A 12,092-nucleotide genomic window follows, 5' to 3' on the forward strand; every position below is an offset into this window, starting at 1 on the left:
TTGGAACCAACTCTCTTAGATTTAGGATAAAAAATCAGCTTCCGTTTTTTCTCGTACCTCTTCAATTGTGACACCCGGCATTAACTCAACCAGTTTCAACTGCTTATCTACAACTTCAAATACTGCAAGTTCCGTAAAAATCATATCGACATTTCGAGTAGAAGTAATCGGGTATGTACACTCTCTTAATAGTTTGCTACTACCATCCTTCGATGTATGGCTCATCGTTACAAACACTTTCTTCGCACCGACCAATAAATCCATCGCACCGCCGACACCCATAATATTCTTTCCAGGAACCGCCCAGTTCGCAATAACGCCCGTCTGATCCACTTGAAGTGCTCCCAGAATCGCTACATCTACATGACCACCGCGAATCATCGCAAAGGAATCCGAACTATTAAAGTAAGATGCTCCAATTGCTTCTCCAACTGGTAATTTTCCTGCATTTACAAGGTTTGGATCGATATCCGCCTCTTCCACGTCCGTTACTCCAAGCAGACCATTTTCCGTATGCATATAAATATCCGCTGCATCCATATATTCCGCAACGAGCGTAGGAATACCAATTCCTAAATTCACGACACAAGGTCCTTCGAGTTCCGCCGCTACACGCTTGGCGATTAAATGTTGCATATCTGTTTTACTCATTGTAGTCATTTGTTCACAACCCCTTCCTTCGTCAACACTTGCTGCGCCAAAATGATTGTATCAACGTACAAAAATGGTGTGACGATTTCTTCTGGATTTAACTCACCAGGTTCCACAATTTCATCCACTTCAACGATTACTTTCTTCGCAGCAGTTGCCATGAGCGGGTTAAAGTTACGTGCTGTTTTGTAATAAACGAGATTACCTAGTGTATCTGCTTTATGCGCACGAATAAGTGCAACATCTGCCCGAATCGCCTTTTCGAAAATATAGGTTACTCCATCGATTTCACGCTCTTCTTTTCCTTTTGCAAGATCGGTTCCAGCACCAGTCGTTGTATAATATCCTCCAAGACCTGCTCCACCAGCTCGTAAAGATTCAGCTAATGTCCCTTGAGGAAGCAATTCTAACTCAATTTCCCCTTTTTGATACTTGTCCCCGACATCTCGGTTACTCGTAAAATAGGAACCGATTCCTTTTTTGATTTTGTTTTGATTGAGTAAAATCCCTAGCCCTTTACCGGATTCACCAAGATTATTACTAACAATCGTTAAATCTGTTACGTCTTTTTCTGTTAAACCTTCTATTAATGAAAGAGGTGCTCCTATCAATCCAAAACCACCTACTAAAACGGTATGTCCACTTTCTACAGAAGTTAAAGCATCTTGAATATCATTCATAACTTTTGACATATGAAACCCTCCTTACTGGGTAGCTAATTTTAATGAATCGCTCAATTCAAACCACGCTGGAATACCAGCTGTTAATACGCAAATATAGCCAATATCCGCAAGTTCTGCTTCGGTTCCCCCTACATCTCTTGCCTTTTCTATCCAAGGAACAGCACCTGCACCACGTAGTTGTGTAATATAGTTTCCAACCATATTCAAATGCTTCATACGAGTGGATACATGCCCCTCACTTAGGAGCTTGGCTTCTATTTTATCCTTGTCGCCACTTTGAATGATTGCAAGAGAATCTACTAAAAAGCTCGTATCCTCGTCGCCTAGCCACGTGATCATCGTTTCGAAAATCTCTTCAATGGTCTCTGGATCTTTTGGGTTTTGTGCTACTTGCCGTCCTTTTAGTTCTAGCGCATAAGCAAGTCCCTCCAGTGATACTTTTAAAGCAGCCGTTCCTCCGTATAAATAAGAAACTAAAAAGTACTCCACTAGTTCAGGAATCGTCGAACCAAAATCGACTGCACCTTTCGTATGGTAACCCATGCTACGTGCATATAATCGAGCAGCGTTCATACTCGCTAAAAGTACATCTTTTTCCTTTCGAGATAATGCACCATCTTGCATAATCTCTCCACGTAATCCCGTGTAATGATCGAGTACAATCGGGCTATAATCATGCATTTTCTGGACCCAACCCGGAACCTCGTCATATACCTCTTTAAAATATGCCAATCCTTTACTCATTTTTTCACTCCTAAACTTCAAATTATTTTAGAATTTCCGGATATTCAAACTGATTGATACCAAATATTATTGGAAGCACGAAATAAACAAACAAAACAATTAGAACAAATGCCAGAACCGTCAGACCCGTCCCTTTTCTCAGCATATCCATCATGGTGATTTTGCCGGTCGCAAAAATGATGGCATTCGATGGAGTACCAATCGGCAACATAAATGCAAATCCAGCTCCCATAGCGACCGCTGTCATAAGCGGAAGCGGATGAACATTCATTGCTAGCGCCAAAGCTGCAGTAATTGGAACAAGAATCGTCACTGTAGCTGTATTCGGCGTCATTTGCGTCATACCAATACCAAGCAAGGTAGTAACACCTAGAATCACAAGGTAGGTAGCACCATCTAGTAAAAGTAATTGGCTACCAATCCAGCTCGCCAGATCCGTTCCGTTAAAACCAGCAGCAAGCGCAAGTCCTCCTCCAACTAAAAGCAGAACATCCCATGGCATATTCTTGAGTGAATCCTTGCCAAGGATACGTTCGCCCGGTCTATTAGATGATGGAATAATATGTAGTAGAACTGCAGCTACCATAGCAATCATCGTATCGCTTAAACCAGGGATGATATCACTCCATAAGAATGTTCTTGTCATCCACATGAATCCAGTTAGAAAGAAAATGGACAAAACTACTTTTTCTTCATACGACATTTTCCCAAGTTCTTTTTTCCGATCGCTTACAAACTGACGACCGTTCTTGATTTTTTTAACTTTCATTGGATAAGCAATTTTTGTAATGTAAAAAATGGAAAACAGCATTAACAATGCAGTTAGCGGAAAAGCAAAAAGAAAAAATTGGGCAAAAGATATTTCAAACCCTAATAGTTCTTTGGAAAGTCCTGCAAGCACAAGGTTCGTCGGTGTTCCTATCAATGTGGCGCTTCCCCCAATTGTTCCTCCAAAGCCTATTGCAAAAATAATTGATTTCGTGAATTTCATTTCCTCTTCTTTGGAATAAACATTATCTTCTTTCATGAGGGTCACGACTTTTGCGATGATGGCCGTACCAATTGGAAGCATTAACATAACTGTGGCCATATTCGATACCCACATTGATATTAATCCTGTTGCTAGCATAAATCCTAAAACGAGTCCCGGAGTACTAGTCCCTACCGCACTGATAATCGTAATCGCAATTCTTTCATGGAGATTCCAGCGCTCCAAAGCTAAAGCTAGCGCGAACCCTCCGATAAATAAAAAGATTAAAGGGTTTCCGTAGCTAGCAGCAGCAACACCCTCCCCGACCGCACCCATGACTGGCAATAAAACTAGAGGCATTAAAGAAGTAATACCTAATGGGATAGATTCCAAAATCCACCAAACAGCAATCCATGCAGTAATTGCAAGTACAGATCGTCCTCCATCACTCAGTCCTGGAAGAGGCAAGAAAAACAATATTAAAAGAAATAATAATGGTCCTAAAAAGAGACCAACAAATTGCGTTGTGCTATATGAATTATTACGTTTTGTCTGTTCATTCTTAGTGGTGCTCATTTTTCCAATCGGTAAATCAGCAGATACCACCCCTGCATTGCTGTGATTCCGAAGCTCCGCCATTGTCAATAAATCTTTCGTTTGCTTGTGAGATTTCCACAGAGTTTTATTTAAATTTTCGAACGAAATTTTCATTTTTTTCTCCCCTTAAACCAATCCTTTGTAGTTGTTCATTATAATTTTTGCAGGAATGCATCTATAGCTTTTTCAATATCTTCCCGATTCTCAAATACCATTGTGTAATGATTACAATCCGAGATGACGGTTTCTATTTGCTTTGTATAGGCTTGTGTTTCTTCATAATCTGCTAGGTAAAAAAGTGGTGGCATCGAACCAATATCGCCTTTTGCGTAAACGAGCAATACTGGACATTCAATTTGGGAACAAATCTCTTTCGGACTAAAGGTATAGAAGCTATCAAAATCAGCAACTATGCGTGCTTCTGTTGACTTATTCTCCCAATGTTCTCCTACAGGACCTACCTCGTATTCGACAGTATCCTGTAATACATCGTTCCACTCAACACCTAAGTTCGTATATATTTTTCTGATTTCTTCTACATAATGTTCTTTTGACGTAAACTTTCTGCTAATTCTTCCTAGAGATGGCTGTACAATTCCTCGCTGATGTTCCGTCGCTTTTGCAGCACCGTCCAGTAATATTAAACCTTGTACAGACTTCAATCGACTTGCAACTATGGCTGAAATAAAAGCACCCATTGAATATCCTAATAGAATAGGATTTTCAATCTTTAACTCCTCAATAAAACCGACAATATCATCCGCATGTTTGAATATGGAAGGTTCTACATCTGTCTCCTCACTATTTCCACGGCCGCGCAAATCTACAGAAATAAAACGATACTCTCCCTTGAACTTTTCTGCATAGTAATGCATGTTCTTATGTGTGCCAGTTAGCCCATGAATGGCGATGATTGGTCCCTTTTCACCCGGATAATCAGCAACTTGAATAGCTTTCCCATTTACATTTACTTTGTAAAAATCCATTTCGCACCTCTTTCACTGTACGTTAATCGTATACATTTACTTCATTCGTACAAGTTATATATTTATTTTATCAAAATAATCAAAAAACTATAATAAGAAATAGCTGTCAAGATATACTCGACAGCTATGAAATTGAAATTTTATTCAGTTCGCATAACAAAGTTTAAAGCAGCCTCTTTATGGTCACCTTTATCAATTAGTTTAGTAGTAAGCGTTGAACGAACACCGCCAGCTACGTCTGTTTCTAACCATTGGTCTCCTTCAAAGAACACTTGCGTAATTAATGTCTCGTGCCCTTCGTGTTCGAATTTAATATGAATATGTGCCGGACGGTATGCATGATAACCAGCAGCAAATGTAAATTCACCAGTAGGACCATTCGTTGGAATTTGATATGGAATTGGTACGATCGATTGTACTTCAAAATCTCCATTCTCATCTGTATAAAATTGACCTCTTAAGTTGAAATCTGGTGCGGTAGAATCATAGTTTGAATATAATCCATCCGCGTCATCTTGCCACCACTCGACTTTCGTATTTCCGATTGGTCCATTTACAGAGCTAACGTTTCCGAAAAACGTCAATTTATCTCCCGGCTCATCTTGACGTTGCGGAATAACGACTTTAGATCCTTCAAGTAATGGTGAGTTTTCTTCATAGTAAGGTCCAAGTAACGACGGCTCTGTTCCAGGAGTATTTTTATATTTTGCTTCTAATACATATGTTTCTACAAAAACATCTAAGAATAATGGAATTTCACCACTTCTACCTAATCGATCTGCCCATTTTACAAAGTTTGTATATTCCTCATGGTTGAACTGTTGCTCATCTAAAAATGCTTTCATATGTTTTACGAATCCTTCATACGCCTCTAATACTCTCGCGTTTTTCACTGCTACTTCTGCCATTTCCATTTCCCCCTCAAATTTTGTTTGATAATCCCCATCATAAAAACTAATTGTAAGCGTATTCATACACTTCCAAAAAAATTAATACTCCTTCGTAAAGCACTTGCAAAATTCGCTTTCTCGTTGTACGATATACGTACACATTTATATTATTCGTACAAACTTATTTTAACATGAAGGGTGATAGTTTTGTCAATAGAAAAAACAGACAATTTTAAACAGTCAGGAGACTACATACAATCATTGGAGCGTGGACTTCAAGTAATCCAAGCATTTTCACAAGAAAACCAAGCACTTACTATTAGTGATGTTTCAAAATTAACAGGGCTTAGTAGGCCAACTGCTCGTAGGATATTGTTGACCCTGGAACATTTAGGTTTCGCCGAATCCAACAACAGTGTATTCTCATTGACAGCTCGTACACTATCGCTCGGCTACGCATACTTATCTTCTAATAATAGTTGGAGCATTGCCCATTCGTTCATGCGTGAATTTGTCCATAAAACTGGAGAGTCTTGCTCCATTTCGATTTTAGATGGAACCGATATTATTTATGTAGCACGCGTTTCCACCAAACGAATTATGTCCATCAATTTAGACGTTGGTTCGCGGCTACCAGCATATGCAACATCCATGGGACATGTGCTACTGGCATATTTACCAAAAGAGAAGCTAGAAAATTACTTAGATACAATTGACTACGAAAAGTTTACAGACAAAACAATTGTGGATAAGGCACAATTACTTGCTATTTTAGAGGATGTCCGGGAGCAAAGTTGGGGTGGTGTCGACCAACAATTAGAAGAAGGTCTCCGCTCTATTGCTGTGCCCCTCCGCGATGGAACCGGCAAAGTATTCGCCGCCTTTAACTGCTCCGTTCATGCAGGGCGCATTTCAAAAGAAGTACTACGTGATGAATTTTTGCCGCTTTTACAAGAAACCGGTGAGAAAATTAGCCAGGCGATGGCTATTACGAAGAGTTCAAGATATGTATAACATTTGATATATACACAAAACAAAATCCAGGAAAAAAACATTTCTAAAATGTTTCTTTTCTGGATTTTTACTTGTTTACTGTCCGTATACCAAAATGAAAGTTTAATTCATTTGGAGTAGCTTACTTTACAAAACAATCATAAAACTAACTAAACAGATGGATACTCTTTCTCATCAACTTTACGTATTCAGTATAATCTGAATTATGTGAAAAGTCGTTGTGCAAATAAGGTTTAGGTGGTAAACTATTTTTTAATAACACACCATTCTAAAGTTTTGGCGGTGTTTGAATGAAGTAAGGAGTACTTTACAATCGACAATCATTAAAAAAGGGGAGGGCTTATAATGAAAATAAGAGAGACCGTTGCATCCGTCGAACAATATGTGCTTGATATCCGACGTGATTTACATCAATATCCTGAAATTGGATTACAAGAAGTGCGGACAATGAATGTTGTAACCAAGGAACTATCCAATATGGGGATTCCTTATGAAATTGTACAAGATGGTGGCATTATTGGTTTTATACATGGGGCACAGCCAGGAAAGACGATTATTTTACGAGCCGATTTAGATGCATTGCCAATGAAAGAAAGCCTATTTAATCTAAAACAAAAGAAAGCGATTACATCTAATACACCAAATGCAGCGCATACATGTGGACATGATGCACATACCGCGATGTTACTTGGTGCCGCAAAGATTCTATCCTCTCAGAAGGAACAAATAGCAGGAACGATTATTCTTGCCTTTGAACAAGGTGAAGAAATGGGTGGTGGCATTAAAAACTTACTAAATCGACTGCATCAAATCGGAGCAGATGGTATTTGGGGAATCCATTTGAAATCCGATTTAGAAGCTGGAAAAATTTCCGTAGACGCTGGCCCACGTATGGCGGCCGCTTCTGGATTTAATGTCGTACTCAAAGGGAAAGGCGGACATGGTTCTCGTCCCGATTTAGCTGTATCACCCGTCGATTGTTTCGTTGATTTTTACCAAGCGTTACGGAATATGCGTCATAGTCTATTAAATCCATTTGAAACAATAACGTATTCTATCGGAATTGTGGAGGCAGGTTCAGCACTCAATATTATTCCAGATACACTACAGTTTGCAGGATCATTCCGTTATTTGAAAAAAGAACAAGGAGAGCAAGCTATTCAAATTTTCAAGGATTTACTGACACATGTTTGTGGTATGAACAACTGTACTTTCGAATATAAAATGGAGCCTGTCGTTTCTGATTTAGTTGTAACCAATGAAGCAACATGTGCTGAGATTGCAACTGCAGCAGTAGAAAAAGTGCTTAGCAAAGAGGTATTGGCTACTATTCCAGCATGGATGGCTTCGGAATCATTTAGTTTCTATTTGAAGTATTTCCCTGGGGTTTTCGCTTTTCTAGGTGTACAAAATGAAGAACAAGGAATGGGCGCTGAGCATCACAATGAGCATTTCGATATCGATGAATCCGCCTTAATAGTTGGCGTCACGTCGACTATACAATATGCCTTGGATTTTCTTTCTTATAAAGGAGGAATAACGTACACAAAGGAAGAAAAAGACGTACATGAATTACTTGCACAATACGGGTTTTAGTTAAGGGGATGAAATTAAAAATTTGAAGGGGTGATCTCGAGTGAATGCTGTGGAGATACAAGAAGAAAAAGCGAAGAAAAGTTATTTAAGGAAATTGCAATTTAAATTACCAAATGTATTAGTAATGATGCTGTTGATTATGATGTTCGCTTGTTTATTGACGTACATTGTACCTGCGGGGGGATTTGAATACACAGAAGACAAGAAACTAATTGCTGGTTCTTATCATACAGTAGAGCAAACACCCGTCAATCCAATTTTAGCAATTACGCTCATTTTAGAAGGTGGAATTGCAGCAAGCCCTGTTGCTATTTTACTTTTATTTATCGGAGGTTTTTTAGGCGGGATTTTCATGTTGGATTCGGTTAATAACGTTATTTCCATGCTCATTAATAAGTTTGAAAGAGCCGGTTCCAATGTATTGGTTTTAGGGTTGTTCTTATTAATGTCGTTCATCGGATTCTTCATCGGCGGGGATATGATGATTGTCTTTGTTACATTAGGGGTCATTTTGACTCGTAAATTACGATTGGACCCAATTTCAGCACTTGCAGTCACTTTTTTACCGTTATTTTTAGCCTTTTCAATCGCTCCATCTGGAGAAGCACAAATTGCTCAATTATTTGCTGGTATTCCGCTTTACTCAGGTTATCTGGAAAGAACGGGCATGTTTATCCTGTTCGCTATTGTTACTGCGGTGTATGTAGTATTTTATACAAACCGTGTAAAAAATAATCCGCTAAAAAGTGCGATGTCTGATACAAAATGGCTAACAGAATTAGATGAAGTGCAAAATGTTTCCATAGAGAAAAGCGGGAAAGTCGATTGGAAAGATTTTCTTGTAGTTGCAATTATTATTATTGCACCAATTACTCTAGCATATGGGAATACTATTCTCGGATGGCCAGCAAAATACGGGAATGGTGCTGTTATTACCGTGTTTGGTATCGCCTTCATAACGTGCTTTCTTTTAAAAAGAAAAAATACAGAAGATATGATTATCGCATTCTCTAAAGGTGTGCAAGACATAACGATTGTTGCAATTGTGATTGTACTAGCCCGAACAGTCAGCGTCATTCTTGAAAAAGGAAATATTTTAGGCACGATTGTTAATGGCTTAACAGGTTCCTTGAATGACTTTTCAAGTGGTATGACAGCTATTATTATTTTTATCGTTGCAACGATTTTTAACTTCCTCGTTCCATCTGGTTCAGGTATGAGCGGTGTCATGATGCCGATTTTACAACCTGTTGCAGGAATGCTAGGTATGACAGACCAAGTACTCGTAACAGCTATCCAGTTCGGTGGTGGTTTAGGAAACCTAATCATTCCAACATTAGGTGCTACGATGGGTGCGATTGCTCTAGCAAAAGCAAACTTTGGTTCTTGGATAAAATTTATGGTTCCTCTGTTTGCGCTATGGATAGTGCTTGGTTCCATCATTTTATACTTTATCGCATCTGTTGGCTGGGTTGGTTATTAAAATAAATAAAGCTTGTCCTAAAAATCGGTGAAACCCAATTTTTAGGATAAGCTTTTTTCGATCTTCTTATAATAAGGATTATCTTGCATTTGCAACCATCGGTGTATCAGATGTTATCCCCTTTTTATTGCATTACGTACCCCAAAGCCCACCAATACCGTGCCAACGAGCAAATTCAATCCTTTCAGTACAACTGGCTCTATAAAAATTAATAGGAAAGTCCCTAAAATAGAGATTATTGTTAGAAAAAAGAAAGTAGATAACACTGCACCAAACCCAAAGAGATACATATCCTTCTGCTGTATATTTTCTTCCACAAGTTTGGTTGAAAAAACTCCTATCCAAAATAATATAGTTAATGGATTGGAGAGAGTTAAAACAAGTGTTTTCCAAAATATAACGTTCGCACTTTGCTCCGAGAGAAATTCTAAACTAGGGATTATAGATACTTCAAAAATACTCACTATGTTACTTAAACCGAACAATACAAGGACTGCTGCTCCAAAATAACGAATGACCTCTTTCATTCTGGGATACTTATTCAGTATCTTTCCTATTCCAAAAATTGCTGCAAGTATATAGAGCCCATCAATTATGGCTACTCCCAATACACCTGTTTCTGCTGCAAAAAATCCAGAAGTAGCTGCAGTTTGAAAAATAAAAAGACAAATAGGTCCCACAGCAAACTGCAGAAACATTCCAAATCGAAACCCTTTCCAAATCATCTGCTATTCTCCTACCTATTTAACTTCTCTTTTAATGTGGATAACACGATCAAAGTGTTGGAAGTTTGAACTCCTTGAATCGATTTTAGCTTTTCACTTAAGAAATCCTCTAATTTGGCAGTATCTTCTACTAGTACCTTTAACATATAATCATATTCCCCCGCCATATGATGGCACTCCATCACTTCGGAAAACTGAATAATCGCTTCTCTAAATTGTTGGATATTCGCTGTATGATCGATATTTACAAAAATAACTGCTAACAATTTGTATCCCATTTTTTCACGGTTTACTTTAACTGTATATTGTTCAATGACGTTTGCTTCTTCTAATTTTCTAATCCGCTCTGATACAGCAGGAATAGAAAGGTTCACTTTTTTGCTAATGTCAGAAGCTGTGGACCTTCCATTTTGTTTTAACACTTCTAAAATTTTTGCATCGATAATATCCACCACTTCATCATCCTTCATTATTAATTTAAATATATTATATAAAATTCTTTAGATTAATAAAGAGTTTTAAGAAAAACAAAGAATAAATAAGGTATTTTACAAATATTCTTTATTTCTTTCTTTAAAATTACTAATATTTGATTGAATACTAAATAATTTAAAGCCCCATTGCTCAACCATTAGTGTTTTTTTGGGGAATCTTAGTACATGTTTTATTAATAACAGAGCAAAATAAAAGAGAGGTCTCAATCAAATAAGGAGGGAAAGAAACTTGAAGAACGAAAAAAGGTTCAATGAACAAGCTGCTATGAATAACAATTTAGATTCTGCAACTATACAAATGAACCCTGATATTGCTAAACAACACGGAAAACCTAAGCCAGATATACAAAAGACAGAAAAAAACGATAAATTCAATAAAAAGGAGAGCCTAGGCACTCTCCTTTTTATACATAATTAAAGTTATTTCCGCCCACTAAACCTATTCCAATAAAGTCATTACCGCAAAGAAATGCAAGATAGATGCTGCTAAAACAAAAATATGCCAAACCGCATGATGATATGTAAATCCGCGCCATACATAAAAAACTGCACCTACTGTATAGAGCACGCCACCTACAGCAAGATAAATAAGCCCGTGAGTCGAAACGTTTGCCAGAAGTGGTTTCCATGCAAATACCATCAACCAGCCCATGACTACATACAATAACGTTGACGTATGCAAAAAACGCTTCACAAAATATGCTTTAAATACCGTACCAGCTATCGCAAGCCCCCACACAATCCCAAACAATGTCCAGCCAAGTGCCCCTTTTACCGCAAGAAATAAAAAAGGAGTATATGTCCCCGCAATAAAAAAGTAAATGGCCGAGTGATCCATTATCTCAAACACATTTTTTGCTCGACCTGCTGGAAACCCATGGACGAGTGTGGATGATGTATATAACAGCACCATCGTCACTCCAAACAAAGTAAAACTTACCACATGCCACGCTGTTCCTCGGGTCACAGAAGATACAAGCAAAATGACAAGCGCCGCAATACTTAAAAGAGTTCCAATTCCATGAATGATTGCATTCGCGATCTCTTCACGCTTGGAAAATATATGTGTATTACTCACCCTGGTTCATTCCCATCTGATGATATATTATTGGTTCAACGTCAAATGTTGGGGTGATGTGATTTTCACCCAGCCCTTAACCAAGATGTACCCCTATTTCTTTATACTTTATATTTAATAAAATCTTTGCCCGAAAGTGATCGAAGCGACGAAAACCATATGCGTTACGCTTCATCACTTT

At 38.2% G+C, this 12,092-nt stretch carries 13 protein-coding genes; 4 read left to right on the forward strand and 9 right to left on the reverse strand.

Annotated elements, in window-relative coordinates; all coding sequences use genetic code 11:
• Positions 1-21 precede the first annotated feature (21 nt).
• From AC1DFT_RS04920 to AC1DFT_RS04945, 6 genes are all read right to left on the reverse strand, one after another.
• Positions 22-660 (reverse strand): 3-oxoacid CoA-transferase subunit B, encoded by a 639-nt coding sequence (locus AC1DFT_RS04920; RefSeq protein WP_477918071.1) that lies wholly within the window; start codon positions 658-660, stop codon positions 22-24.
• On the reverse strand, positions 657-1,343 hold the full coding sequence (locus tag AC1DFT_RS04925) for a CoA transferase subunit A (protein ID WP_477918072.1): 687 nt from the start codon (positions 1,341-1,343) through the stop codon (positions 657-659). Before AC1DFT_RS04925 ends, AC1DFT_RS04920 begins: the two co-directional genes overlap by 4 nt.
• Positions 1,344-1,355: 12 nt before the next feature.
• Positions 1,356-2,078: a carboxymuconolactone decarboxylase family protein gene (locus AC1DFT_RS04930; protein WP_477918073.1), complete on the reverse strand. Its 723-nt coding sequence runs from the start codon at positions 2,076-2,078 to the stop codon at positions 1,356-1,358.
• 22 nt (positions 2,079-2,100) lie between these two features.
• Entirely contained in the window at positions 2,101-3,759 is a 1,659-nt protein-coding gene (locus AC1DFT_RS04935) for an SLC13 family permease (RefSeq protein ID WP_477918074.1), read from the reverse strand.
• Positions 3,760-3,797: 38 nt separating this feature from the next.
• Positions 3,798-4,631 carry an alpha/beta fold hydrolase gene (locus tag AC1DFT_RS04940; RefSeq protein ID WP_477918075.1) on the reverse strand — a complete coding sequence of 278 codons (834 nt, stop codon included), beginning with the start codon at positions 4,629-4,631 and terminating at the stop codon, positions 3,798-3,800.
• A 140-nt stretch (positions 4,632-4,771) separates the two neighbouring features.
• Complete coding sequence (locus AC1DFT_RS04945) at positions 4,772-5,539, reverse strand: dioxygenase family protein (RefSeq protein WP_477918076.1); 768 nt, start codon at positions 5,537-5,539, stop codon at positions 4,772-4,774.
• Positions 5,540-5,728: 189 nt separating this feature from the next.
• Here AC1DFT_RS04945 and AC1DFT_RS04950 point away from each other — a divergent pair, with 189 nt between their 5' ends.
• The 3 genes from AC1DFT_RS04950 to AC1DFT_RS04960 all read left to right on the forward strand — a co-directional run bounded on the left by AC1DFT_RS04950 (position 5,729) and on the right by AC1DFT_RS04960 (position 9,614).
• Positions 5,729-6,535: an IclR family transcriptional regulator gene (locus tag AC1DFT_RS04950; RefSeq protein ID WP_477918077.1), complete on the forward strand. Its 807-nt coding sequence runs from the start codon at positions 5,729-5,731 to the stop codon at positions 6,533-6,535.
• A gap of 345 nt (positions 6,536-6,880) precedes the next feature.
• Positions 6,881-8,131 carry an amidohydrolase gene (locus AC1DFT_RS04955; protein WP_477918078.1) on the forward strand — a complete coding sequence of 417 codons (1,251 nt, stop codon included), beginning with the start codon at positions 6,881-6,883 and terminating at the stop codon, positions 8,129-8,131.
• Between the two features lie 40 nt (positions 8,132-8,171).
• Positions 8,172-9,614: a Na+/H+ antiporter NhaC family protein gene (locus tag AC1DFT_RS04960; protein ID WP_477918079.1), complete on the forward strand. Its 1,443-nt coding sequence runs from the start codon at positions 8,172-8,174 to the stop codon at positions 9,612-9,614.
• A 113-nt stretch (positions 9,615-9,727) separates the two neighbouring features.
• On the opposite strand, the gene AC1DFT_RS04965 is transcribed toward AC1DFT_RS04960, so the two are convergent.
• Entirely contained in the window at positions 9,728-10,339 is a 612-nt protein-coding gene (locus AC1DFT_RS04965; protein WP_477918080.1) for a LysE family translocator, read from the reverse strand.
• 11 nt (positions 10,340-10,350) lie between these two features.
• Positions 10,351-10,791: an Lrp/AsnC family transcriptional regulator gene (locus AC1DFT_RS04970; RefSeq protein ID WP_477918081.1), complete on the reverse strand. Its 441-nt coding sequence runs from the start codon at positions 10,789-10,791 to the stop codon at positions 10,351-10,353.
• Between the two features lie 271 nt (positions 10,792-11,062).
• Here AC1DFT_RS04970 and AC1DFT_RS04975 point away from each other — a divergent pair, with 271 nt between their 5' ends.
• A complete protein-coding gene (locus AC1DFT_RS04975; protein WP_477918082.1) occupies positions 11,063-11,251 on the forward strand; it encodes a hypothetical protein in 189 nt (62 codons plus the stop codon).
• A 21-nt stretch (positions 11,252-11,272) separates the two neighbouring features.
• On the opposite strand, the gene trhA is transcribed toward AC1DFT_RS04975, so the two are convergent.
• Positions 11,273-11,911 carry a PAQR family membrane homeostasis protein TrhA gene (gene trhA, locus AC1DFT_RS04980; protein WP_477918083.1) on the reverse strand — a complete coding sequence of 213 codons (639 nt, stop codon included), beginning with the start codon at positions 11,909-11,911 and terminating at the stop codon, positions 11,273-11,275.
• Positions 11,912-12,092 lie beyond the last annotated feature (181 nt).

The sequence above is a fragment of the Psychrobacillus sp. 05T411 genome (assembly GCF_056396485.1).

What these genes read in the sequence shown, in the direction of transcription:
- AC1DFT_RS04925 (WP_477918072.1), bottom strand. Translation starts at nt 1,343, where the DNA reads ATGTCAAAAGTTATGAATGATATTCAAGATGCTTTAACTTCTGTAGAA.
- AC1DFT_RS04965 (WP_477918080.1), bottom strand. Translation starts at nt 10,339, where the DNA reads ATGATTTGGAAAGGGTTTCGATTTGGAATGTTTCTGCAGTTTGCTGTG.
- AC1DFT_RS04935 (WP_477918074.1), bottom strand. Translation starts at nt 3,759, where the DNA reads ATGAAAATTTCGTTCGAAAATTTAAATAAAACTCTGTGGAAATCTCAC.
- AC1DFT_RS04930 (WP_477918073.1), bottom strand. Translation starts at nt 2,078, where the DNA reads ATGAGTAAAGGATTGGCATATTTTAAAGAGGTATATGACGAGGTTCCG.
- AC1DFT_RS04940 (WP_477918075.1), bottom strand. Translation starts at nt 4,631, where the DNA reads ATGGATTTTTACAAAGTAAATGTAAATGGGAAAGCTATTCAAGTTGCT.
- AC1DFT_RS04955 (WP_477918078.1), top strand. Translation starts at nt 6,881, where the DNA reads ATGAAAATAAGAGAGACCGTTGCATCCGTCGAACAATATGTGCTTGAT.
- AC1DFT_RS04920 (WP_477918071.1), bottom strand. Translation starts at nt 660, where the DNA reads ATGACTACAATGAGTAAAACAGATATGCAACATTTAATCGCCAAGCGT.
- AC1DFT_RS04945 (WP_477918076.1), bottom strand. Translation starts at nt 5,539, where the DNA reads ATGGCAGAAGTAGCAGTGAAAAACGCGAGAGTATTAGAGGCGTATGAA.